This is a genomic window from Kribbella sp. NPDC051770, from assembly GCF_040681455.1.
Lineage (GTDB): Bacteria > Actinomycetota > Actinomycetes > Propionibacteriales > Kribbellaceae > Kribbella.
On record NZ_JBFAYT010000020.1, the window covers coordinates 37,975 to 61,632 of the forward strand.

Here is a 23,658-nt window from a genome sequence, read left to right on the forward strand (position 1 = left end):
ATCCCCTGGAGGTCACAGATGACGTTCCGCCGCCGTACCTCAGGACTGGCCGTGGTCGCGGCCGCCTCCCTCGCCCTGACCGCCTGCAGCGCGGGCAGTCTCGGCTCCAGCGACGACACGGGCGGCTCCGGCTCGGTCTCCATCACCTACCTGGCCGGCAACCAGGAGCAGGACGTCAAGGAGGCCCAGCAGCTGATCTCGGACTTCACCGCGAAGAACCCCGACGTCACGGTCAAGCTGGAGAGCCGCCCCGGCGGCACCGAGGGCGACAACATCATCAAGACCCGGCTGTCCACCGGCGACATGACCGACGTGTTCAGCTACAACACCGGGTCGCTGTTCCAGGCGATCGCGCCACAGAAGAACCTGGTCCCGATCGGCGACCAGCCCTACATCAACGACATCGACGAGAACTTCAAGAAGACGGTCACCGCGGGCGACCAGGTGTACGGCGTACCGGCCGGTGGTTTCATGGCCGGCGCGGTGCTCTACAACATCCCGATCTACACCAAGCTCGGGCTGAAGGTGCCGAAGACCTGGGCCGAGTTCATGGCCAACAACGCCAAGATCAAGGCCGCCGGGATCGCACCGGTGATCCAGACCTACGGCGAGACCTGGACCTCGCAGCTGTTCGTGCTCGGCGACTTCCACAACGTCGCGGCGACCGAGACCGACTTCGCCGAGAAGTACACCAACAACCAGGCCAAGTACGCCACGTCGGCGGCGGCCAAGAAGGGCTTCGAGCACACCGAGGCCGTGCACGACGCCGGCTACCAGAACAAGGACTTCGCCTCCGCGAAGCTGCCGGACGGACTGCGGATGCTTGCCCAGGGCAAGGGTGCGCACTACCCGATCCTGACCGGCGTGGTCAACGACATGGTGGACACCTACCCGGCCGGCGCCAAGGACGTCGGGCTGTTCGCGTTGCCTGGTGACGACGCGAGCACCAACGGGCTGACCGTCTGGACCCCGAACGGCGTCTACATCCCGACCACGACCACCGGCGACAAGCTGGAGGCGGCCAAGAAGTTCCTCGCCTTCGTCGCCAGCCCCGACGGCTGCGCGTCGCTGGCCAAGTCCGGTACGCCGACCGGCCCGTACGCCGTCAAGGGCTGCACGCTGCCGGCCGACGTACCGCAGTCGATCAAGGACATGCAGCCGTACCTGGACAAGCAGGGCGGGTCCAGCCTGGCGCTGGAGTTCCTGTCGCCGGTGAAGGGCCCCTCGCTGGAGCAGATCACCGTCGAGGTCGGCTCGGGCATCCGCAAGGCCCAGGACGGCGCCGCCCGGTACGACGAGGACGTCAAGAAGCAGGCCCAGCAGCTCGGGCTGGCGGGCTGGTAGACGTGGCGACCACGTCTGTCCGACCACGCTCCCGTAGCGCAGTCTCCCCGGCCGCTTCGGCGGCCGGGGGGAAGGTCTACTCGCCGTACTCGAACTGGTTCTACCTGCCGGCGGCCGTGATCTACGGCGTGCTGTTCGTCGTCCCGACCTTCGCGTCGCTGTACTTCAGCCTGACCCGGTGGAGCCTGTTCGAGTCGAAGTTCATCGGGCTGGAGAATTTCCAGCTGTTCTTCCAGGAGCCGCAGCTGATCAAGGGCTTCACCAACACGCTGATCTTCGCGGTCGTCACCTCCGGGTCGAAGGTGGTGCTCGGGCTGCTGCTCGCCGTACTGCTGACGTCGCGGATCATCGGCCGCGGGTACCTGCGGTCGGTCGTCTTCTTCCCCGTGCTGGTCAGCACGATCGGCGTCGGGCTGACCTTCACCGTGCTGATGAACCCCGAGCGCGGCCTGATCAACGGCGCGCTCGAGGTGATCGGGATCAGCGGGCCCGGCTGGCTCACCGACCCGAAGTGGGCGCTGCTGTCGGTCGCGCTGGTCGACGTCTGGAAGGGCGTCGGGCTGGCGACGCTGATCTACATCGCGGGCATCGTGTCGATCCCGCGGGAGTACATGGAGGCCGCGCGCGTCGACGGCGCGAGCGCGTTCGAGACGTTCCGGCGGATCGTGCTGCCGCTGTCGCGACCGGCGACGGTGACCGTGATCATCCTGTCGCTGATCGGCGGGCTGCGGTCGTTCGACCTGATCTGGGCGATGACCCGCGGCGGGCCGGGCTTCACCTCCGACGTGATCGCGTCGGTGATCTACAAGCAGTACCAGGCCGGCTTCTACGGGCTGTCCACCGCGGGCAACGTGGTGCTGTTCATCGTGGTGACCGCGGTGGTGCTGCCGCTGTTCTGGTTCCTGAACCGCAAGGAGGTGGAGATGTGAGCACCGCCGAGCTGGTCAACCACAAACCCGGCCGCAACTACCTGCTCAGCGCGGTCGCGATCGTCGCGTCGTTCGTGGTGTTCGTGATCCCGTTCGTGTTCATCGTGCTGACCGCGGTCAAGGACCGGCAGCAGTCCGCGCTGCTGGACTTCTCCTGGCCGCACCAGTTCCAGTTCGTCGAGAACTTCGTCGCCGTGGTCAAGGCCCGCGACTACATGCTGGTGATCGCGTTCATCAACTCGACCGTGCTGACCGTGGTCAGCGTCACCGGGATGGTGGTGCTGGCCGCGATGGTCGGCTTCGTGCTGCAACGCCGGCGGTCGCGCTGGAACCCGTTCATCAACTTCATCGTGCTGTCCGGCCTGATCATCCCGCCGGCCGTCGTACCGACGATCTGGGTGCTGCAGGGGCTGCAGCTGTTCCGGACCATGACCGGGCTGATCTTGATCGAGATCGCCTTCGGGCTGTCGTTCTGCATCCTGCTGTTCCGGGCCTTCGTCGCGACCATCCCGCGCGAGCTGGACGAGGCCGCGGTGATCGACGGCGCCGGACCGCTGCGGCTGTTCTTCCGGGTGATCTTCCCGCTGCTGCGCTCGGTGATCGTGACGGTGGTCGTCGTGCAGTCGGTGAACGTGTTCAACGACTTCGTGAACCCGCTCTACTTCCTGCCCGGCGACCAGAACGCCACCGTCCAGCTGACCCTGTTCAACTTCCAGAGTCAGTTCACCACGCAGTACAACCTGCTGTTCATGAACATCCTGCTGATCACCGTCCCGCCGCTGGTGATGTTCCTGTTCTTCAACCGCCAGATCGTCGCGGGGATGACCTCGGGGGCGGTGAAGGGCTAGGGCTTGCGGTAGATGAGGAAGGCCTGGTCGGTCTTCTCGGTGTCCATCGCCGGGCGGGTCAGCCGGGTCACCTCGGCGAAGCCGGCCGCGACCAGCAGTTCGTGGATCGCGGCCGGCTCGTAGGCGTAGACGTTCAGCTCGATCGGGTGCCCGTAGCCCTCGGTCAGGTGGTAGGTGCCGGTGCCCGCCTTGAAGCCGTAGAGGAACAGTCCGCCCGGCGCGAGGACGCGGTGGATCTCGGCGAAGGCCGTCGGGAGATCCTCGGCCGGGGTGTGGACGAGCGAGTAGTACGAGAGCGCGCCCGCCAGCCCGTTGTCCGGGAGCGGGAGGTCGAGCAGCGACCCGACCTCGAACTTCAGGTCGGGGTACTCGGCCCTGGCGAAGTCGACCATCCCCGGCGACAGGTCCATCCCGAACGCGTCCATACCGAGCTCGGCCACGTACGCCGTGACGTGGCCGGGGCCGCAGCCGAGATCGCCCACCGGCCCGCCGTCGCCTTCGGCCAGCAGGTCGCCGTACAGGCCGAGGATCGCGCGGTGGTACGGGTCGTCGAACCGCGGAGCGACCAGCGCGTGGTAGTCGGCGGCGACGGTGTCGTAGGAGTTCCGGGTGTTGTCCAGGTACGAGGTCATGGCCCGGGAGGCTAACCGTCACCGCCGACAGTTCTCACACGCCGTCGTAGTACGCCTCGATCGCCGCGTGGTCGACCGAGCTGTCGGGCTTCATCCCCAGCGACTCGTACTTCTTCCGGCGCGCCCGCATGTCCGCGAGCAGGATCGCCCGGGCGTGCACCGCGACCTCCTCGGCGACCTCCGCCGGGACCACGATCACCCCGTCGTCGTCGCACCCGATCATGTCGCCGGGGCTGACCTGCGTCCCGCCGCAGGCGATCGTCGCCTGCGTCTCGACCACCTTGATCCGCCCCGGGATGATCGTCCGGCCGCGCGCCCGCGAGCAGATCGGCGTGCGCTGCGCGGCGATCTCCGCGGTGTCGCGGCAGTACCCGTCGGTGACGATCCCGGCCGCGCCGTTCTGCACCGCGCCCATCCCGTTCTCCGAGCCCCAGAACCCGACCTCCTTCCCGCCGCCGGCGTCCATCACGACCACGTGCCCCGGCGCGAGGTCGCCCGGCAGCTTCACGTTGCCGGTCTCCTCGAACCAGATCCGGTGCGCCTCGACGATGTCCTGGGTGCTGTCGAGCTTCCACATCGGCCGGTTCGACGGCACGGCGCGAATCGTCGCCGCCGGGCCCCAGAACTTCATCCCCAGCCACAGCGGCCGGACGTCCGGCGACATCAGCCCGATGTCGAAGTACCCGATCCCGTCCAGCGCGTCGGCGACGTCCACCACCCGCAGGTGCCGGTACAAGCTGCTCAGATCGTCGGCCCTGGCTGTCTCGGTCACTGTCATCTGGATGACCTTTCAGTTGATCCGGTAGTAGTCGGCGGCCGTACCTCCGAGCACGGCCGCGAGTTCGTCCCCGTCCTGCAGCACCTGTTCGAGCGCGCCCCGCAGGTTGCTCCACGCTTCTCCGTACGACGCCCGCAGCAGCACCACGGGCCAGTTGCTCGCCACCATCAGCCGTCGGACCCCGAAGCACTCGACGACCCACGCCAGGTACCGCCCGATGTCCGGCCACTCGTTCAGCTCGGTCAGCAGATCGATCCCCAGCGAAACCTTCATCCCCACTTGCGGACAGGCAGCCAACTCCCGCACCTGCCCCGCCCACGGCTCCCATACCCCGCTGTCCACCGGCGGCCGCCCGAGATGGTCGACCACGATCCGCAGCTCGGGCACGGCGTCGGCAAGCTGAAGCACCGCCTTGGTCTGCTCGGCGGTCACCGGAACCACATCCCAGGCGATCCCCGCGGAGGCCAGCTCGCGGAAGAGCCCCACCGACTCCCCCAGCCACTCCATCGGGTCACGCCCCACCAGACACCGCACCCCGCTGAACACCCCAGCGAATCCCTGCAACTCAGCGGGCAGATCGAGGGGGGAGGAGCCGCCGCCCCCGGCTTCGCTGCGCTCGCCGGAGATCACCGAGCCGCCGCCGGTGCCGGCCGAGGCGACCGGCCGCGCGCGCGTCGCCGGGCTGTTCGAGCCGATTGCTTCGTCTGCGCGGCGAGCGCTCGCCGCCACCCGTGCGATCTCCTCGCGTGCTGCCTTCGGGTCGGACAGCGGCAGCCAGCCCACCACCGCACCCACATACGGCGTACGCGCGTACTCCAGCAGCCGGTCGTTCTCCGCCGGCTCGTCGACGGACTGGATGAGGACCGTGCGGTCGACTCCCGCTGCGGTGAGCTCCACCGACAAATCCTCCGGCGTGTAGTCGCGGGCGATCGCCCCGTGGCGGTTGTCTCGCCACGGCTGCTCTTGTGCGGCGAGCTGCCAGAAGTGGTGGTGGGCGTCGACGATCATCGGCCCTCCCACTCGACATCCTCGTGAGCCAGGAACGCCTTGACGCCGGCCTGGAAGTCTCGGCTGGCGTAGACCTCGGCCAGAACATCCTCTCCGTCGGTGAAAGCGCCGTCGCGGAGGATGCGGCGGTCGAACTCCTTCATCGAGGCGAGGGTGAGCGGCGCGTTGGCGCAGATCACCGCAAGGAGCTTCTCGACCCGGTCGTCGAGGTCCTCGCGTTCGATGACCTCGGTGACGAAGCCGGCGATGGCAGCCTCGGACGACGGCATCAGGCCGGCAGTGAGGAGCAGCGCCATCGTGCGGCCGGCGCCCAGGCGTTGCTGGAGGCGGGCGATGACCAACGGCGGGAGCGTATTGCCGAGCGTCCGGGCGACCGGCGCACCGAAGACCGCGTCGGGCGTCGCGACGACCAGGTCGCAGCAGGCCGCCAACGCCAAGCCGGCGCCGACCGCCGGGCCTTGGACGACGCCGACCACCGGGACGCGGACGCGCAGGAAGCTCGTCAGGACCGCCCCGATCCGGCGCTCGTACTCGACCCCCTGCTCCCCCGTCGTGAAGTCCGCGAACTGCCGGATGTCCGTGCCCGCCGCGAAGGCCTTCCCGCCCGCGCCGCGCAGTACGACCACGCGGATCCCGCGGTCCTTCTCGACCAGCGACTCGATGGTCGAGAGACCGTCGTACATCTCCCACGTGATCGCGTTCCGGCGCTCGATGTTGGCCAGCGTGAGCCGGAGAATCGCGCCGTCGCGGTCGATCTCGAGCGCGCTCATGCGCCGGTCCCCTCGTCGAGGCGCGGCGACAGCTCGCCCAGCACCTCGTCCGTGTGCTCGCCGAGCAGCGGTGGGTGCCGCCTGATCCGCGCCGGCGTCCCACTCAGCTTCACCGGCGAGCCCAGCACCCGCACCTTCCCCTCGACCGGGTGGTCGATCTCCTGCACCATCTCGCGGGCCCGCACGTGCGGGTCCTCGTCCAGTACGTACCGGTAGTCCCGGATCGGACCAGCCGGTACGCCGGCCGCCAGCAACCGCGTGACCCACTCGTCGGTGGTCGCTGTGGCCAGCCTGTCCTCCAGTACGCCGGCCAGCTGGTCGCGGTGCGCCATCCGGTCGGTGTTGGTAGCGAAGCGTTCGTCGGTGAGCAAGTCGGTGACCTCCAGAGCGGTACAGAGTCGTTGCCAAAGGCGCTCGTTGTTCGCCCCCAGCGTGAGGTGACCGTCCTTCGTCCGCAACGCCTGGTACGGCGCCGACATCCGGTTCGCCGAGCCGAGCGGCTGCGGAACGGTGCCGGTGGCCCAGTACTCGGTCGACTCCCAGACCGACATCGCGAGCGCCGCCTCGAACAGCGACGTCTCGACGTACTGACCTTCGCCGGTGCGTTCCCGCGCGTGCACGGCGGCGACGATGCCGAACGCGCAGAACAGCCCGGCGCCGAGATCGCCGACCGGGAGCCCGGACTTCACCGGCGGGCCGCCAGGCTCACCCGTGATGCTCATCACGCCGGACATCGCCTGGGCGATCAGGTCGTAGCCGGGGCGGTCGGCGTACGGGCCGGTCTGGCCGAAACCGGAGACGCTGGCGTAGATCAGCCGCGGGTTGAGCGCGGCGAGTGTCGGGTAGTCGACGCCGAGCCGCGCGGTCACGCCGGGGCGGAAGTTCTCCACCACGACGTCCGCGCTCAGGACGAGCCGGTGGAACGACGCGAGGTCGTCGGGCGATTTCAGGTCCAGCACGACGCTGCGCTTGTTGCGGTTGAGCGCGAGGAAGGCCCGGCTGTCCTCGCCGTGCACTGAGTAGCCCCACGACCGGCGGGTCTGGTCGCCGGTCGCCGGGTTCTCGATCTTGATCACGTCCGCGCCCAGGTCGGCGAGCAGCATCGTGCAGAACGGCCCGGCCATCACCTGCGTCAGGTCCAGCACCCGCAACCCGTCGAGCGCACCCGGCGGCCCGGCGGCCGCCGCGGACTCGCCGCCCGCAGCGTCCGGCGTACCAGCGTCCCCCGCAGCGAAGCTCATCAGCCGCCCAGTCCGGCGTTCGCCTCGGTGAAGAACGAGTCGGCCGCCTGCTGCACGGTCTTCTTCCCGAACGCGATCTCCTCGTAGGCCCGCGTGTAGGCCTTCTCGAACGTCGCCTGGTACCCCGGCGGGTACAGGATCGTCGGCGGCTTCTTGGCCACGATCTGCGCGTACAGCTCCAGCTCGTGCTTCTTCAGCGCCGGCAACGCCGGATCGTCGATCTGCGCCTGCAGCACCTTCTGGTTCGTCGCCGCACCGTTGTCCGACTTGAACGACTTCCCCGCCTCGAGGTCGTTGGTGAAGAAGTCGATGAACGCCGCCGCCGTCGGCACGTTGTCGCAGTTCGTCGGGATCGCGAACCCGGAGGTGAAGATCGCGTTCCCCGACCCGTTCGGCCCGGACGGCATCGGCAGCGTGTTCAGCTTCTGCCCGCCGGCCTTGTCCGCGAGCGTCGCCGACGCCGGCGTCAGCGCGTTGCCCGGCATGCTGTCGGTCATCACGCGCCCCTGCGCGATGAAGTTCTGCTCGGCGCCCTCCGGCTCGTCGGCCTGCGCGTCCGCGCCCATCGTCACGCCGTCCTTGCGCAGCTTCTCCCACATGTCCCAGTACTCGACCAGCGACTCCTTGGTGAAGCCGAGCTTGCCGTCGTCGGTGAACAGCTGCTTGCCGTTGGCCAGCTGGTATGCGATGAAGTAGTTCGGTACGCCGCCGCGCGAGCCGGAGGCGAAGACACCCGAAGGCAGCTTGCCCTTGGCCGACGCGATCCAGTCGGTGTACTGCTGCCAGTCGTACCCGTCCTTGGGCAGCCCGATCCCGGCCTGCTCCGCGAGCGTCTCGTTGACCCCGACCGCGTCGTACGCCGCGCCGTACGGCAGGAAGTAGAGCTTGCCGTCCGGTCCGCGCCCGGTGTCGACGACCTCCTTCGGGATGTCGTCGACCTTGATCGCGCCCGACTCGATCATCGGGTCGAGCGGCAGCAGCACCTTGCGCTTGGTGTAGTCGTTGAGCTGCCGGCCCTGCAGCTGCATGACGCAGGGCAGCGTCTTGCTGGAGGCCTGGATGTTCAGCTTGTTGAAGTAGTTGCCGAAGTCCGCGTTCTGCCGGTCGATGCTGACGCCGGGGTGGGCCTTGACGAACATGTCCGCGACCGCGTTGGTTTTCGCCGCCCGGCTCGCTCCGCCCCAGAAGGTCAGCTGCAGGCTACCGGTCACGTCACCCTTGCCGTCCTGCCCGCTCGCAGCGCCACCGCCGGTGTCACCGACCGACGTACCGTTGCAGCCGGCAACCACCATCAGCGCGGCCGTGGCCAGCGCCGCCGTACTCAGTCTTCTCATCGCAGATCTCCAGTCACTTGAGGCCGGTGGTGGCGACGCCCTCGATCAGCAGCTTCTGCGCCCCCAGGAAGAAGCCGACGATCGGGGCCAGGGCGAGCGTGGACATCGCGAACAGCGAGCCGTACGCCGATTCGCCGGTGACGTCCAGGAACGAGTTGAGGCCGAGCGAGACCGTCCAGAGCTCGGGCCGGTTCAGGTAGAGCAGCGGGCCGAGGAAGTCGTTCCAGCTGTTGATGAAGGTGAACAGCGCGGTGGTGCCGAGCGCCGGCAGCGCCAGCGGCAGGATGATCCGGCTGAAGGTGCGCCAGTGCCCGCAGCCGTCGATCCGGGCCGCGTCGTCGAGCTCGCGCGGCAGCGTCCGGATGAACTGGACCATCAGGAAGATGAAGAACGCCTCGACGCCGAGCCACTTGGGTACCACCAGCGGCAGGTAGGTGTTCATCCAGGCCAGCTCGTTGAACAAGATGTACTGCGGCACCAAAGTGACGTGGTAGGGCAACAACATCGTTGCCAGCAGCACCCCGAACAGGGTCCGCTTCAACGGGAAGTCCAGGCGGGCGAACGCGTACGCCGTCAGCGAGCAGGAGAACAGGTTGCCCGCGATCGACAGCCCGGTGATCGCGACCGAGTTCAGGAAGTACCGGGAGAAGTCGAGCTGCCCGGCGCTCCAGCCGTGCTTGTAGTTGTCCAGCGTGTAGTTCTTCGAGAACAGCCCGAGGCTGTTCATCACCTCGGCCGACGGCCGGAACGACGCCGCGACCATCCAGACCACCGGGTACAACATCACGATCAGTACGCCGATCAGCAGCGCGTGCCGGAGCAGCCCGATCACCAGCGGGTTCCGCGTCGTGCGCCGGCCGAAGAACGGCCGGGCGCCGACCGACACGGCGGTCATCGCTCGTCCCCGTAGTACACCCACCGCTTGGCGGTCAGGAACAGGAACCCGGTGAACAGCCCCAGCACGACAACCAGCACCCACGCCATCGCCGACGCGTAGCCCATCTTCAGCTCCGCGAAGCCCTGCTGGTACAGGTAGAGCGTGTAGAACAGCGTCGAGTCGGCCGGCCCACCAGAGCCCCGGCTGACCACGAACGCGCCGGTGAAGACCTGGAACGCGTGGATCGTGTCGAGCAGCAGGTTGAAGAAGATCAGCGGTGTCATCAGCGGCAGCGTGACACTGAAGAACCGGCGGACCGGCCCGGCACCGTCGACCGCGGCCGCTTCGTGCAGCTCGGCCGGGACCTGCCGCAGCCCGGCCAGGAAGATGATCATCGTCGCGCCGAACGCCCAGAGGTTCAGCGTGACGATCGTCCACAGCGCCGTACCGGGACTGCCGACCCAGCTGCCGTGGGTGATGCCGAACAGGCTGAGCACCTGGTTCACCAGCCCGGTGCTGCCGAACATCTGCCGCCAGAGCACCGCGATCGCGACGCTCGCGCCCATCAACGACGGCAGGTAGAACAGCGCCCGGTAGCCCGACAGGAACTTGATGCCCTTGTTGAGCAGCAGCGCCAGGACCATCGAGACGATCAGCAGCAGCGGCACCGAGACGACGACGTAGATCAGCGTGACCTGCACCGACGACAGGTAGCGCGGGTCGGCGGTGAACATCCGCTGGAAGTTGTCGAGGCCGATCCAGCGTGGTGCGCTGAGCAGGTCGTAGCTGGTGAACGCCAGGTACGCCGAGTACAGCATCGGTCCCAGCGTGAGCAGCACGATGCCGACCAGCCACGGGCTCAGGAACAGGTACGCCGTCAGCCCTTCGCGGCCGGTCCGCGTGTTCTTCATCGGCCGCTCTTCCGCGCGTGGGCCTCGACCTCGTCAGCCAGATGCTGCGCCAGCAGACCGGCCACCGGCACCTGTACGTCGGACTCACGCGCGGCCGCGACGATGTCCCACAGGTCCTTGCTCCACGGCCGGTTCCGCACCGGCGTCCCCGCCGCGTCGTACGCCGCGGCGACGCGGTCGAAGAATCCCCAGTTCCGCGTGATCCAGGAGTCGCCGGTGCTGGTCGCAACCGCGTCGAGGACGGCCTGCTCCGGTACGCCGTAGGCGCCGGCGAGCGCGAGACCCTCCTGCACGCCGGCGAGCGCCGCGAACATCATCAGCTGGTTGGCCAGCTTCACCGCCGCGCCCGCGCCTGCAGGCCCGACATGAAGGATGCTGTCGGCAACGGATTCGAGAACCGGGCGGGCTTGGTCGAGCACCTCGGCTCGGCCGCCGGCCATCACCGTGAGAGAGCCGGTGAGCGCTCTCTCCGCTCCCCCGCTGACCGGTACGTCGAGCAGCCCGATCCCACGGACCTCGGCTTGCAACGCCAGTTGACGAGCGGTCGCCGGGAGGATCGTGCTGTGGATCAGCACCACCGATCCCGCGGCCAGCCGCGGGATCAGCTCGGTCAGGATCCCGGTGACCGCCTCGTCGTCAGGAACAGCCAGTGCGACCGCCGCACACTCACTCAGGTCAGCGGGTCCGTCGGCCAGTTCCGCGTCCAGACCGGCAGCATGGGCCGAATCCTGGTCGTACACCTTCAGCGACCAGCCCGCGCGCCGCAAGGACTCGGCCATCGGGCGGCCCAGGTTGCCGAGTCCGACGAAGCCGATCGGCTGTTCTCGGTCGATGTCTTGGCCCACGAACGCCTCCAGTTCGTACGGTCCAACCGTCTATGAACTATTGTCTACAATAGATAGTCGACGCCCACAAGACTTCGGGGAACAATGACGCCCATGACAGAGCACCAACTCGAATCGCCCAGCCTGGTCCAGCTCGCCGCCAACGCGATCCGGCGGATGATCCTGGCCGGGGAGCTGGCCGAGGGCGAGCGGCTGATCGAGGAGCGGCTGACCGAGCAGCTCGGGATCAGCCGCCCTCCCCTGCGCGAGGCGCTGCGCGTGCTGGAGCAGGAAGGCCTGATCGTCACCAAGCCGCGGCGCGGTTCGACGGTCGCGACGCTGACCGATCAGGACGTCTTCGAGATCCTCACCCTGCGCTCGGCCCTGGAGCGGCTGGCGGTCGAGCTCGGCGTACCGGTGCAGGTCCCCGAGCGGCTGAAGGTCGCGCAGGACGCGCTCCTGGAGATGGAACGCTGCGCGAGCGCCGAGGACCGCGGCAGCCTGGTCCAAGCGGGCTACCGCTTCCACTCCTCACTCGTCGCGCTGGCTGGTCACCGCCGGCTCGAGGAGGCGTACGCGTCGGTGCAGCAGCAGCTCCTGCTCTGCATGGCCCGCAACCTGTACGCCCGGGAGCACTTCTACGAGGACCTGCACGAGCACGTCGCCCGGCACCGCAAGCTGCTCGACCTGGTCGAGGCCGGTGACCCGGCCTCGGTCCTGGCCGAGCTGGCGGTGCACGGGGAGCGCTCGTTCAGCGAGATTCAGAGCAACGTCGGCAGCCGCGAGGCCAGCAGCTCGTAGTCGCGCAGGCTGTTGTAGGCGTGCGCCGACAGCCGCACGAAGACCCGGTCGTCGAACCCGGTCAGCGTGATCTCGGCCTTCAGCTCGCGCGACACCTTGATCTTGAACTCCTCGGCCGCGTTCGGCGACCGGGTGGCGTCGAACGGGATCCCGACCAGCCGCATCGTCGCCGCCGGGTGGGCGACGTCCGGCAGGTCGGAGCCGAGCGCCTTGGCCAGGATCTGCGCGCCCTCCTCGACCAGCGTGGTCAGCTGCGGCCGCCGGACCGGCCAGTCGAGCTCGGCCAGCACCCGCAGCGACTCCGGCGCCGCGATCCAGGTCGCGTAGTCGTAGGTGCCCTGCATGTCGAAGCGTTCCGGCAGCCGTTCGTCGTACTCCGACCAGGACACGATCAGCGGCATCGTCGCCGCCCGCCACTTCTCGGCGACGACCAGCCCGGCGGTACCGCGGGGCGTGGCCGGCCACTTGTGGAAGTTGCCGGTCCAGAAGTCGGCGCCGTCCTCGGCCGGCTCGTCGATCAGCGCCGGAGCGTGCGCGCCGTCGACGATCAGCGGGATGTCCCCGCACGCCTCGGCGAGCCGCCGGATCGGGAACACCATCGCGGTGCCCGAGCTGATCTGGTCGACGATCAGCGCCGCGGTCCGCTCGTCCAGCGCGGCGCCGACAGCCGCGACGATCGTGTCGTCGTCGGCCTCCAGCGGCACGTGGACGATCACCACCTCGGCCTGGCGGGCCCGGGCAATCCGCTCGGCGGCGTACCGGACGGCGCCGTAGATGTGGTCGGTCAGGACGATCCGGCTGCCGGGCGGGATCGGGATCGCGGCCAGCGCGGCGGTGAGGCCGGCGCTGGCGTTCGGGACCAGCGCGAAGCCGGCCGGGTCGGTGCCGAGGAACGCGGCGAGCTCCAGGCGGCTCGTGGTCAGCCGGTCGGCGACCGAGCGGAACCAGAGCATCGTGTTGGCCTCGGTCTCGGTCCGCAGCCTGGCCAGCAGCTCCTGGGTCCGGCGCGGGACCGCGCCGTACGAGCCGTGGTTCAGGTGCAGGACCTCGGGGTCGAGGGACCACAGGTCGGGGCGGGGGCTGAGATCCGTCACCGTCACCACGGTACATAATCTGGCCCGTGTACCCCTACCTCGACCACGAGGGGCCGATCGCGATGGCCCACCGCGGTGGTGCGTTGCACCCGGACAACGTCGGCTACGAGAACTCCCTGCGCGCCTTCGCGCAGGCGGTGGCGCTCGGCTACCAGTACGTCGAGACCGACCTGCACGCGACCAGCGACGGTGTCGTCGTCGCCTTCCACGACCACCGGCTGGACCGGGTCACCGACCGGACCGGCCTGATCGCGGAGCTGCCCTGGTCGGAGGTCAGCAAGGCGCGGATCAACGGGCACGAGCCGATCCCGCTGCTCACCGACGTGCTCGAGGAGTTCCCCGGCATCCGGCTCAACCTCGACATCAAGGCCGACAACGGCGTCGGCCCGGCGGCCGCCGTACTGCGGGACGCGGGCGCCGTCGACCGGGTCTGCGTGTCGTCGTTCTCGCAGGCCCGGGTGCAGCGGATCCGGCGCGAGCTCGGGCCGCGGCTGGCGACCGGGTTCGGCCAGAACGAGATCGCCCGGCTGCGGTTCGCGCCGTTCCGGCTGTCGTCGCCGGGCGCGTGCCTGCAGATCCCGGAGGTGTACGGCCGGATCCGCGTGCTGACGCCCGGGCTGCTCAGGCGGGCGCATGCCCTCGGCAAGCAGGTGCACGTCTGGACGGTCGACGACCCGGCGGACATGCACCGGCTGCTGGACGCCGGCGTCGACGGGATCATCACCGACCGCACCGATCTGCTGCGCGACGTACTGGTCGAACGGGGCGAGTGGCGCTGAAGTGTTACCGGCAGGTCCTGCGAACGACGCCTTGACCTGACACACTCCTGCGCATGGGATTCCTGTCGGCCCCGGCGGCCGTCGACAAGCGTGAGTACTGGGGCTTCAGCCTCTACGACTGGGCCAACTCGGGCTACGTGACGACCACCGGCACGGTGCTGTTCGCGCCGTACCTGACCTCGGTCGCCGAGACCGCCGCCTGCGGTGCCGCCGGTACGACGGACAACCCGTGCCGCACCAACCTAGAAGTGCTCGGCCTCGGCATCTCGCCGGGCTCGCTGGCCTTCTACGTCGTCACGGTCGCGACGCTGTTCTCGGCCCTGTTCCTGCCGATCGTCGGCGCGATCGCGGACCGTTCGCCGCGCAAGAAGCTGCTGATGTGCGGTTTCGCCTGGACCGGCGCGGTCGCCGCGAGCTCGATGGTCTTCGTCAGCGGCGGGAACTGGCAGCTCGGCGCGTTCCTGCTGTTCGTCGGCAACCTGTGTCTGGGCTCGTCGATGGTGGTCTACGACTCGATCCTGATCGACATCGCGCCACCGGACGCCCGCGACGACGTGTCCTCGCGGGCCTGGGCCTTCGGGTACCTCGGCGGGTTCATCCTGCTCGCGATCAACCTCGGCGTGGTCACCGCGCACGACGCGCTCGGGATGGGTCAGGGCACCGCGGTCCGGCTGAGTCTGCTCAGCGCCGGGCTGTGGTGGGGGCTGTTCACGTTCATACCGTTCGTCAAGCTGCGGAACCGGCCACCGGTCGCGGTCGTGCAGGTGCGCGGCGGGTCGCTGGTCCGGCAGAGCTTCGGCCAGCTCGGCGCGACGCTGCAGCACCTGCGCGCGTACCCGATGACGCTGCTGTTCCTGGTCGCGTACCTGTTCTTCAACGACGGGATCCAGACCGTCATCTCGGTCTCCTCGACGTACGGCGAGAAGCAGCTCGGGTTCGAGACCCAGGTGCTGATCATGACCATCCTGCTGGTCCAGTTCGTCGCGTTCTTCGGGGCGATCGGGTTCGGGCGGTTCGCCCGCAAGTACGGCTCGCACCGCACGATCATGGGCGGGCTGGTGGTCTGGATGGTGATCGTGATCGCCGGGTTCACGCTGCCGGAGAAGCAGATCGTCCCCTTCCTGGCGATGGGCGTGGCGATCGGCATCGTGCTCGGCGGGACGCAGGCGCTGTCCCGCTCGGCGTTCAGCCAGCTCATCCCGAAGGGCCGCGAGGCCGAGTACTTCAGCCTGTACCAGGCCGGAGAGCGGGGCACCTCGTGGCTCGGCACCCTCGTCTTCGGCCTGGTCCACCAGGTGACCGGCTCCTACCGGCCGGCCATCGTGGCGCTCGGGCTGTTCTTCCTGATCGGCTTGGTGCTGCTCAGCCGCGTCGACATGCGTCGCGGGATCACGGAGGCCGGCAACACCCAGCCGACGCTGGTCTAAGCAGCTCCGGGTCCGACGTCAGCAGCAGTCAGCGGACGGCGTACCGGCTGGGCAGTCGAGTACTCGTCGGCACCTACGTCGAAGGGCGCTGTTCTCGTCTGTCCGTCGACGTCGTCCGTCACTCTGCTCGACTCACTCGCCGCATTGATCGCCGCGCTCCCCGAGCCGAGTCTGTGAATGCCGTCGGAGCCGGCGGTGAGCTTCGGATCGGCCCGCGTGAACCCACCGGCCGGGATGTTCCCGTTCGCCGCACTCCCCCACAGCACGTTGTTCTTCCAGGTGATCCCCTGCTGATAAGGCATCTCCACCAGCGCGTCTCCGTCGCCGACGACCAGGTTGTCGGCGACGCGGCACGCCAGCGGCGGCAGTGTCCGCTGGCTCTCACCGACGATCCCCTGCCCGTTGTTCCGCAGCGTGTTCAGCACGATCGTCACCCGGTCCGGCGCGTCGTTGCCCTTGCGCGAGTCCGACGACTCGCCGCTGAAGTGGTCCCGCACCGACCCGCTCCCGAGCACGATCCCCGCTCCTCCGATCCCCGCCAAGTAGTTGTTGACGATCAGGTGATCGTTGCCGTAGATCCGGATCCCGTTGCCACCAGCGAGCAGGTAGTTGCCCTCGACCCGGTTGTCGTTGCCGTGCCGCAGCACGATCCCGCCCACGCTGTCCCGGATCGTGTTGTACCGGATCGTGTTCCCGGACGCCTTCACCGAGATCCCCTCCGGGTCTCCGTTCACGCGCTCGAACAGGTTGTACTCGACCGTCGCCCCGGCGTCGCCGAGCGCCCGGCTGCTGACACCGAGCCGGATCGGCTCGCCGCCGTTGTCGCCGCCGAAGCTGTGGTCGCGGAAGTGGTTGCGCAGGATGTGCGTACCCTGCGCCATCGCCGTACCGGACGGGCCGTCGACGACCAGGTAGCAGCCCTTGGTGGACTTGTCGTGGAAGACGTTGCGGTCGACCTTCGCGCCGTCGCCGCGGACGACGACCCAGTGCTCGGCGGCCGCGGCCAGGTTGAAGTCGTTGCGAGTCAGCCGGATCCCCGGCGAGTTCGCGGGCAGGTCGAGCGTCGAGCTCTGCCTGAACACGAAGCCGCTGATCACGATGTCGGACGAGTTCGACACCACGAAGCTGTGCGGTCCGGTCAGCGTGACGCCGCCGCGGGTCTCGGCCGTGATCGTGATCGGCGAAGCGCTGGTGCCGTGCCGGCCGCTGATGGTGATCGGCGAGCCGGACGGCACGGCGTACGAGCCGTTCTTGAGGACGATCCGCGCGCCGGCGGTGGCGCTGTTGATCGCCTGCTGGAGCTGGGCGAGCGAGGTGACGGTCGCGGTCGTGCCCGCGAAAGCCGTTTCTGTTCTGGACAGCACGAGGGCGGCGACGCCGCCGAGCAAGAAGGTACGACGTTGCATGATGAGACTCCTAGCTGTGGGGGCGGTACAGCTTTCGGTACTCGCTCGGGGTGACCGAGCTGACCTGGCGGAAGACCTTCGAGAAGTACGACTGGTCCATGCCGACGGCCGCGGCGATCTCCTCCATCGGGCGCGCGGTGGACGCCAGCTCGCGCTGCGCCCACTCGATCCGGGCCCGTTTGAGGTACTGCTTGGGTGACAGCCCGAACTCCGCCCGGAAGTACCGGATGAAGCTCGGCTGGTCCTGCCCGAAGCGGGCGGCCAGGCTCTCCACGGTCAGCGGGCTGCCGAGGTTGGCCTGGATGTACTGGACGACGTCCGACTCGCTCGTCTGCTGCGGCGAGAGCTGGACGGTCCCGGGCGGCGCGCTGTCGAGGTAGTGCGCGAACAGCGCGGTGAGCGCCGAGCGCAGCCGGAGCGGGGTCGCGAGACCGGGCGGATCCCGGTCGGCGGCGCCGACCTGCTCGAACAGCGCGCCCGCTTCCTCGGGCGACTTGCTGCGTACGACGTACGGGAGGCTGAGCACCTCGCCGATGTCCTTGTCGCCGATCAGCGCGGAGAAGTGCAGCCAGTGCTTACGGTACGTGTTGTCGCTGATCGCCTCGTACGAGACCGGGACCTCGGCGGGCAGGTAGCACAGGTCGCCGGGCTTCGGGTCGAGGACCTGGTCGCCGACGACGAGCCGGCCCTCGCCCTCGAGGATCAGGTAGAGCCGCGAGAACGGGTCGGGCTGCAGCGGGCGCGCCCACTCGCGGTGCACCTTGGTGATCCGGGCGGCGACGACGAGGTCGAGGCGCAGACGATCCAGGTGGGTCCGAATCAGTTCGTCCTGCTGAGTGACCGTCGTGTTCATGCGCTGTACGGCCCGACCTCGGCCGCGGTCAGCGGGCCCCAGACCGGCCGGTGCCGCGAGTACTCGTCGGCGCCGACGTCGACGCGGCCGTGCCGCTGGTCGCCGTCGAGGTCGCACTCGACGCCGGGGTACCAGCGCGCCGACGCGTCTCGCGCCGGGCTGTGCTCGGTCAGGCGCCGGACGCCGTCCGGCCCGGCCGCGAGCAGCGGGTCCTTGCGCGTCGCCGGCCCGTTGCCGTCGGCCGCGGCTCCCCAGGTGAGGTTGCCCGCGAAGTCGATCCCGTCCGGGTACGGCATGTCGATCAGCTGTCCTGTGTCGCCCACCAGGAGATTGTCCGTGATCGCGCAATCCAGCGGCGGGAGGGTCCGGTGGCTCTCGCCGACGATCCCGGAGCCGCAGTCGAGAATCGTGTTCAGCCCGATCCGGACCCGGTCCGGCGCGTCGTTCCCGCGCCGCGACTCCGCCGTCTCCCCCGCGAGGTGGTCCCGCACCGACCCACTCCCGAGCACCACCCCAGCGCCCTCGATCCCCTCCAGGTAGTTGTTGGCGACAAGATGATCGTTGCCGTAGATCCGGATCCCGTTGCCACCAGCGAGCAGGTAGTTGCCCTCGACCCGGTTGTCGTTACCGTGCCGCAGCACGATCCCCCCGATGCTGTCCCGGATCGTGTTGCGCCGGATCACGTTCCCCGACGACTTCACCGAGATCGCCTCCGGGTCGCCGTTGGCGCGCTCGAACAGGTTCAGCTCGACCACCGCGCCGGCCCGGGACAGGGCGCGCGGACTGACGCCGAGCCGGATCGGCTCGCCGCCGTTGTCGCCGGGGAAGGTGTGGTCGCGGAAGTGGTTGCGGGCGACGTACACGCCCTGGGCCATCGCACTGGTCCCCGCGCCCTCGATGCCGAGGTAGATGCCGAGCGTCGACTTGCCGTGCCAGACGTTCCGGACGAGTGTCGAGTGGTCGGCCCGGACCATCACCCAGTGCAGACCCTCGAGGTCGGCGAGCTGGAACTCGTTGTGGCTCAACCGGATCCGCCGGCAGTCCGGCGGCAGGTCGAGGGTCGTCCGCTGCTTGAAGACGAACCCGCTGAGCGTGAGGTCGGACGAGCCGGTCAGCACGAAGCTCTGCTCGCCGGTCAGCACGACGCCACCGACGGATTCGGCGCGGATGGTGATCGGGCGGCGCCGGCTCCCCCGCTTCCCGGTGATCGCGATCGGGTTGGTGACGTCGTAGGTGCCGTTGGCAAGCGTGATGGTGCTTCCGGCTACTGCTTGGTTGATCGCTCGCTGCAGTTCCTCCAGTGAACGAACAGGTGGTCTTCGCGCGGCCACAGCTTCAGAAGGCATGGCGAGACCAGCTGCTGTCACACCGGTGGCGGTGAGGAACGTTCGTCGTTTCATGGGTCCTCCTGCTCACAGGAACAGTTCGATGACGGGGACCGCGACCTCGGGGCGGCGGACGGGGAGCTCGAGCGTGAGCGTGCCGGGCGGCTGAGCACCGGGGCGGGTGTTCTCGGCCTCGCGGTCCGCGTCGTGATCGACGAGCTGGACCTCGGAGCCGTCCGACAGCAGCTGGGCGTAGCGGACCTTGCCCGCCAGGCCCGGGAGATGCACGTGCTTGAACGGCCAGCTGAACAGATGCACGTAGAGCCGATCGCCGTTCTGTGTGTAGCGGCAGTCGGCCGGCGCGTCGTACTCCGACGCACCGCAGCCGCGGATCGACCGCTCGTGCAGCCGCATCCATCCACCGATCGCCGCGAGCCGGGTCTCGGCCTCGGGATCGATCAGCCCGCGACCGGTCGGCCCGACGTTGAGCAGCAGGTTGCCGTCCTTGGAGACACCGTCGATCAGCATCCGGACCAGCAGCTCCGGCGACTTGTAGTCGGCGTTGTCCCGGTCGTAGCCCCAGCTCCCGTTCAGCGTCTGGCACGCCTCCCACGCCACCGGCAGCGGCCCGGACGGCTGGTACTGCTCCGGCGTCACGAAGTCCCCGGGCAGCCCGGTCCGGTCGTTGACCAGGATCTCCGGCTGCAACTCGCGAACCATCGCCAGCAGCTCAGCCGCACCCCAGTCCTCGGCGCCCTTGCCCTCCGCCCTCCGCGGGTACGAGAAGTCGAAGAACAAGTAGTCGATCGTCCCGAACCCGGTCAGCAGCTCCCGCACCTGACCGTGCAGGTACTCCCGGTAGACGCTCATGTCCCGGGGCCGCTTCCGCGCCTCCTCGTCGTCGCGCTGCGGATGCAGCCCGTCGATCGGGAACTCGGGATGATGCCAGTCGATCAGCGAGTGGTAGAACCCGACCTTCAGCCCCGCCTCCCGGCAAGCGGCCACGAACGGCCCGACGAGATCCCGCCCGTACGGCGTACCGGTGACCTTGTAGTCGGCCAGCGCGCTGTCCCACAGGCAGAACCCGTCGTGGTGCTTCGTCGTCAGCACGACGTACCGCATCCCGGCCGCCTTCGCCGAGCGCGCCCACGCGCGCGGGTCGTACAGATCGGGGTCGAACCGGTCGAAGTACCGCTGGTACTGCTCGTCGGTCATCCGTTCCCGGTTCTTCACCCACTCGTGCCGGGCGGCCAGCGAGTACAGCCCCCAGTGCACGAACATCCCGAACCGGTCGTGCCGGAACCACTCCATGCCACTCATCCCTTCAGGGCGCCCGAGGTCAGACCCCGCGCGAACGACCGTTGGAAGAACAGGAAGACCAGCACCGACGGCAGCAGGGCCAGCAGCGACGCGGCCAGCACGACGCCCGGGGTGACGACCGGGTCGATCCGCAACGTTCTGAGGGCCAGCGGCAACGTGTACGCCGACGAGTCCGTTGCCACCAGCAACGGGAGCAGGTACTGGTCCCAGATCATCGTGAACCCGAACACCCCGATCACGCCGAGCGCCGGCTTGCACAGCGGCAGGATGATCTGGGCGAAGATCCGCAGCTCGCCGGCGCCGTCGATCCGGGCCGCCTCCTCCAGCTCACGCGGCACGTCCTTCATGAACTCGGTCATCACCAGGATCGAGAACGCCCAGGCGCCGAGCGGCACGATCATCCCGGCCAGCGTGCCCATCAGGTTCACGTGCAGCAGCGGGAGATCGCCGAGCACGAGCGTGAGCGGCAGCGCGAGGATCTCCTCGGGCAGCATCATCGTGGCCAGGATCGCGACCATCACCAGCGTCATCGCCGGGAACACCTTGCGGGCCAGCGCGTACCCGGCCAGCACCGAGACCGCGACCTGGAGCAGCAGCCCGAAGCCGACGACGAAGAACGAGTTCAGCAGGTACCGCAGTACGCCGTGGTCGAAGGCGATCCGGAAGTTGTCCAGCGTCGGGCTGCGCGGGATGACGCTGAGCTGGGTCGGGTCGGAGACGTGGTTGAACGAGCTCACCAGCAGCGCGAGCAGCGGGCCGGCGAAGACCACGAACAGGCCGGTGTAGACGACGGCCTTGAGCAGCCTGGCGACCGGGCCGGTGCGTTCGGTGAGACCGAGCGCGGTCTCGGTGGCGGCGCTCATGCGGCTCTCCTTCGACGCAGCAGCTGGACGCAGACGGTCAGGACGAGGGTCGCGGCGAACAGCAGCACCGCACCGGCCGAGCCGACGCCGAGCCGGTTCTGCTCGAGACCGAGCTTGTAGATCAGCGTCATCACGACCTCGGTGGAACCGTTCGGCCCGCCGTTGGTGAGCAGGAAGACCTCGGTGAAGCTCCGGAACCCGCGCACCGCGGCGAGCACGAACAGGATCGCGAACACCGGCCGGAGCCCCGGCAGCGTGACGTGCAGGATCCGCTGCCGCGTGGACGCGCCGTCGACGGTCGCCGCCTCGTACAGGCCGCGGTCGATTCCGGCCAGCCCGGCGAGGAAGATCATCATGTCGTACGGCGCGCCACGCCAGATCCCGGTCACGACGATGGACGCGAGCGAGCTGTCCGGGTGGTTGATGAACCCCGACGGCCCGAGCCCGACCAGCCCGATCACCTGGTTCATCAGCCCGTCGGCCGTCGGGTGGTACATGATCCGCCACAACTCGGCGACCACCGCCAACGGCACCACCACAGGCAGGAACGCCGCCGAGCGGACGAAGCTCAGCTTCCGGGTCTGCCCCTCGACCAGGAGCGCCAGCCCGAACCCGAGCAGCATCGACCCGAACGTCTGCCCCACCGCGAGCACCACGGTGTTCCACGCCGCCGCCCGGAACCCCTCCGACCCGAGCACCTCGCCGTAGTTCGCCGACCCCACCCAGGTGTTCCCGAGATAGGGCTTCACGTCCTGCACCGACATCGTGATGGCCCGAGCCATCGGGATGAACTTGAAGTACAGGAACAGAACGAGAGCAGGAGCCAGGAAGGCCCACGGCACCCACCACTGTCCGAGTCTTCTCACCCGCACCTTCGCGCGAGCGACCCCCAGTACTTCGATCGCGGTCATCAGGCGCCGATCCCCTGCTGGTTCAGCGCGTCCGTGAGCTTGCTGTCGAGCTTCTTCAGCTCGTCACCGACGTTGAGGCTGCAGTCAGCGATCAACGCGTTGACGGTGTCGGCCGACGACTGACGGACCGCCGTCCAGTTCGGGATCGACGGCGCGTAGCGGGCGTGCGACTTGTACGCGTCGGCGTAGACCTTCCAGCGTGGGTCGGGCCGAACGCTGCCGATGTCGACGGTCTTGTTCACCGGGAGCTGCACGATGAACGCCTTCTCGCCGGCCATCCCGAGCTTCTGCCCCTCGGCCGAGATCGCGTACGCCGCGAACGCGTCCTGCCCGGCGCGGTTCGGTGAGCCCGCCATCAGATACACGCTGCCGCCCTCGGCCAGCACCGTCGCGTCCTTCGGCCCGGCCGGCACCGGCACCACCTCGTACTTGTCCTTGCCCAGCGCCGAGTCGAACCGCGGCAGCAGGTACGGCCCGACCACGTACATCCCGGCGCGCCCCGCCTCGAACGTCTCGTTCGTCGGCGGCGTGTCCATCGTCGCGGCGCCCGGCTGCACCACCTTCGCCGTACAGGCCAGGTCCCGGAACCACGTCGTCGCGGCGACCGACTCCGGCGTACTCATCGCGGCCTTGTACTTCCCGTCCGGCTGCGCCGCGACGAAGTCACCGCCACCGGCCCACAGGAAGTTCGAGAAGTACCACGACGCGTACCCACGCTTCGTCGACCCCGGTACGGCGAGCCCGGCGGTGTCGGCCTTGCCGTTCCCGTCGGGGTCCTGCGTGGTGAACGCCTTGGCCAGCGTGATCAGCTCCGCCCACGTGGCCGGCACCGGCAGGCCGGTCTTCGCGCGCCAGTCCTTGCGGATCAGCAGCGCGCTCGCCTGCGCGGAGTACGGGACGCCGTACGTCTTGCCGTCGGTCGCGCGCCCGGCGGCGAGCGCCGCCTCGAGCAGCTGGTCGCTGCCCTTGACCGCCGCGAGGTCGACCTCGCGGACGATCCCCTGGCTGACCATCGTGCCGAGCTGCGCCGAGTCGTTCAGGACCAGATCCGGCAGGTCCTTCTGCGCCGCGCGCTGGGACAGCTTGGTCTCGAAGTCGTCGAAGATCGCGGTGACCTGGACCTTCTGCCCACTGGCCGCCTCGAACGCGGCGGCCAGCTTCTTCATCCCCTTCTCGCCGTCACCGCCGGGCGTGGTCCTGACCCACAGCTCCAGCGGTGCCGACGAGTCCTGGGTCACCTCACCGGCGCCGGACGAACCGCACGCGGCCACCGTGAAGGTGGCCGCCAGCACCGCCGCGACGAGTCTCCTGGAACTGCGCATGCCGTCTTCTCCTGTCGACGAAGAGGCGAATTTGTACTTTCTGCGCCTCATTTCGTCGCAA

General features: G+C 68.9%; 23 protein-coding genes. 6 read left to right on the forward strand and 17 right to left on the reverse strand.

Translation table 11 applies throughout. The features are described 5' to 3' along the window. Nucleotides 1-18: 18 nt before the first annotated feature. From AB0M01_RS37815 to AB0M01_RS37825, 3 genes are read left to right on the forward strand one after another with little or no spacing between them, the layout of a single operon-like run. Complete coding sequence (locus tag AB0M01_RS37815; RefSeq protein ID WP_363677473.1) at nucleotides 19-1,344, forward strand: extracellular solute-binding protein; 1,326 nt, start codon at nucleotides 19-21, stop codon at nucleotides 1,342-1,344. Nucleotides 1,345-1,346: 2 nt separating this feature from the next. After that, entirely contained in the window at nucleotides 1,347-2,273 is a 927-nt protein-coding gene (locus AB0M01_RS37820) for a sugar ABC transporter permease (protein ID WP_363677475.1), read from the forward strand. Further along, nucleotides 2,270-3,121, forward strand: a complete 852-nt coding sequence (locus AB0M01_RS37825; protein WP_363677477.1) for a carbohydrate ABC transporter permease — start codon at nucleotides 2,270-2,272, stop codon at nucleotides 3,119-3,121. The genes AB0M01_RS37820 and AB0M01_RS37825 overlap by 4 nt, the downstream gene beginning before the upstream one ends. Here AB0M01_RS37825 and AB0M01_RS37830 read toward each other — a convergent pair. The 9 genes from AB0M01_RS37830 to AB0M01_RS37870 are packed head-to-tail and all read right to left on the reverse strand — an operon-like array spanning nucleotide 3,118 to nucleotide 11,517. Further along, the gene (locus AB0M01_RS37830) at nucleotides 3,118-3,753 is read right to left on the reverse strand and encodes a class I SAM-dependent methyltransferase (protein ID WP_363677479.1); all 636 of its coding nucleotides are present in this window, start codon (nucleotides 3,751-3,753) and stop codon (nucleotides 3,118-3,120) included. The genes AB0M01_RS37825 and AB0M01_RS37830 overlap by 4 nt on opposite strands. A 34-nt stretch (nucleotides 3,754-3,787) precedes the next feature. Further along, entirely contained in the window at nucleotides 3,788-4,531 is a 744-nt protein-coding gene (locus AB0M01_RS37835; protein WP_363677481.1) for an RraA family protein, read from the reverse strand. 12 nt (nucleotides 4,532-4,543) lie between these two features. After that, nucleotides 4,544-5,539, reverse strand: coding sequence for an amidohydrolase family protein (locus AB0M01_RS37840; protein ID WP_363677482.1), 996 nt, complete (start codon nucleotides 5,537-5,539; stop codon nucleotides 4,544-4,546). Beyond that, on the reverse strand, nucleotides 5,536-6,309 hold the full coding sequence (locus AB0M01_RS37845) for an enoyl-CoA hydratase (protein ID WP_363677483.1): 774 nt from the start codon (nucleotides 6,307-6,309) through the stop codon (nucleotides 5,536-5,538). Before AB0M01_RS37845 ends, AB0M01_RS37840 begins: the two co-directional genes overlap by 4 nt. Continuing rightward, nucleotides 6,306-7,550 carry a CoA transferase gene (locus AB0M01_RS37850; protein WP_363677484.1) on the reverse strand — a complete coding sequence of 415 codons (1,245 nt, stop codon included), beginning with the start codon at nucleotides 7,548-7,550 and terminating at the stop codon, nucleotides 6,306-6,308. Before AB0M01_RS37850 ends, AB0M01_RS37845 begins: the two co-directional genes overlap by 4 nt. After that, nucleotides 7,550-8,884: an extracellular solute-binding protein gene (locus AB0M01_RS37855; RefSeq protein WP_363677485.1), complete on the reverse strand. Its 1,335-nt coding sequence runs from the start codon at nucleotides 8,882-8,884 to the stop codon at nucleotides 7,550-7,552. The genes AB0M01_RS37850 and AB0M01_RS37855 overlap by 1 nt, the downstream gene beginning before the upstream one ends. Nucleotides 8,885-8,897: 13 nt before the next feature. Then, on the reverse strand, nucleotides 8,898-9,779 hold the full coding sequence (locus tag AB0M01_RS37860; protein WP_363677487.1) for a carbohydrate ABC transporter permease: 882 nt from the start codon (nucleotides 9,777-9,779) through the stop codon (nucleotides 8,898-8,900). Then, nucleotides 9,776-10,672 (reverse strand): sugar ABC transporter permease, encoded by an 897-nt coding sequence (locus AB0M01_RS37865; RefSeq protein WP_363677489.1) that lies wholly within the window; start codon nucleotides 10,670-10,672, stop codon nucleotides 9,776-9,778. The genes AB0M01_RS37860 and AB0M01_RS37865 overlap by 4 nt, the downstream gene beginning before the upstream one ends. Continuing rightward, nucleotides 10,669-11,517, reverse strand: a complete 849-nt coding sequence (locus AB0M01_RS37870; protein ID WP_363677491.1) for an NAD(P)-dependent oxidoreductase — start codon at nucleotides 11,515-11,517, stop codon at nucleotides 10,669-10,671. The genes AB0M01_RS37865 and AB0M01_RS37870 overlap by 4 nt, the downstream gene beginning before the upstream one ends. A 93-nt stretch (nucleotides 11,518-11,610) precedes the next feature. Between AB0M01_RS37870 and AB0M01_RS37875 the strand changes: the two genes are divergently transcribed. Then, a complete protein-coding gene (locus AB0M01_RS37875; protein WP_363677493.1) occupies nucleotides 11,611-12,297 on the forward strand; it encodes a GntR family transcriptional regulator in 687 nt (228 codons plus the stop codon). On the opposite strand, the gene AB0M01_RS37880 is transcribed toward AB0M01_RS37875, so the two are convergent. Continuing rightward, complete coding sequence (locus AB0M01_RS37880; RefSeq protein WP_363677494.1) at nucleotides 12,258-13,391, reverse strand: aminotransferase class V-fold PLP-dependent enzyme; 1,134 nt, start codon at nucleotides 13,389-13,391, stop codon at nucleotides 12,258-12,260. The two genes, AB0M01_RS37875 and AB0M01_RS37880, sit on opposite strands and share 40 nt — an antisense overlap. A 26-nt stretch (nucleotides 13,392-13,417) precedes the next feature. On the opposite strand from AB0M01_RS37880, the gene AB0M01_RS37885 reads away from it, so the two are divergent. Beyond that, nucleotides 13,418-14,170 (forward strand): glycerophosphodiester phosphodiesterase, encoded by a 753-nt coding sequence (locus tag AB0M01_RS37885; RefSeq protein ID WP_363677496.1) that lies wholly within the window; start codon nucleotides 13,418-13,420, stop codon nucleotides 14,168-14,170. A gap of 53 nt (nucleotides 14,171-14,223) precedes the next feature. Next, nucleotides 14,224-15,597: an MFS transporter gene (locus tag AB0M01_RS37890; protein ID WP_363677497.1), complete on the forward strand. Its 1,374-nt coding sequence runs from the start codon at nucleotides 14,224-14,226 to the stop codon at nucleotides 15,595-15,597. Here the strand turns inward: AB0M01_RS37890 and AB0M01_RS37895 are convergent. From AB0M01_RS37895 to AB0M01_RS37925, 7 genes are read right to left on the reverse strand one after another with little or no spacing between them, the layout of a single operon-like run. Next, nucleotides 15,594-17,003: a polysaccharide lyase 6 family protein gene (locus AB0M01_RS37895; RefSeq protein WP_363677498.1), complete on the reverse strand. Its 1,410-nt coding sequence runs from the start codon at nucleotides 17,001-17,003 to the stop codon at nucleotides 15,594-15,596. The genes AB0M01_RS37890 and AB0M01_RS37895 overlap by 4 nt on opposite strands. Nucleotides 17,004-17,013: 10 nt before the next feature. Continuing rightward, nucleotides 17,014-17,856 (reverse strand): AraC family transcriptional regulator, encoded by an 843-nt coding sequence (locus tag AB0M01_RS37900; protein WP_363677500.1) that lies wholly within the window; start codon nucleotides 17,854-17,856, stop codon nucleotides 17,014-17,016. Further along, nucleotides 17,853-19,256 carry a polysaccharide lyase 6 family protein gene (locus AB0M01_RS37905; RefSeq protein ID WP_363677501.1) on the reverse strand — a complete coding sequence of 468 codons (1,404 nt, stop codon included), beginning with the start codon at nucleotides 19,254-19,256 and terminating at the stop codon, nucleotides 17,853-17,855. The genes AB0M01_RS37900 and AB0M01_RS37905 overlap by 4 nt, the downstream gene beginning before the upstream one ends. A gap of 12 nt (nucleotides 19,257-19,268) precedes the next feature. Then, complete coding sequence (locus AB0M01_RS37910; protein ID WP_363677503.1) at nucleotides 19,269-20,492, reverse strand: alpha-L-fucosidase; 1,224 nt, start codon at nucleotides 20,490-20,492, stop codon at nucleotides 19,269-19,271. Between the two features lie 5 nt (nucleotides 20,493-20,497). Further along, entirely contained in the window at nucleotides 20,498-21,364 is an 867-nt protein-coding gene (locus AB0M01_RS37915) for a carbohydrate ABC transporter permease (protein ID WP_363677504.1), read from the reverse strand. Next, complete coding sequence (locus tag AB0M01_RS37920; RefSeq protein WP_363677506.1) at nucleotides 21,361-22,275, reverse strand: sugar ABC transporter permease; 915 nt, start codon at nucleotides 22,273-22,275, stop codon at nucleotides 21,361-21,363. The genes AB0M01_RS37915 and AB0M01_RS37920 overlap by 4 nt, the downstream gene beginning before the upstream one ends. Further along, complete coding sequence (locus tag AB0M01_RS37925; protein WP_363677508.1) at nucleotides 22,275-23,597, reverse strand: sugar ABC transporter substrate-binding protein; 1,323 nt, start codon at nucleotides 23,595-23,597, stop codon at nucleotides 22,275-22,277. Before AB0M01_RS37925 ends, AB0M01_RS37920 begins: the two co-directional genes overlap by 1 nt. Between the last annotated feature and the right edge of the window lie 61 nt (nucleotides 23,598-23,658).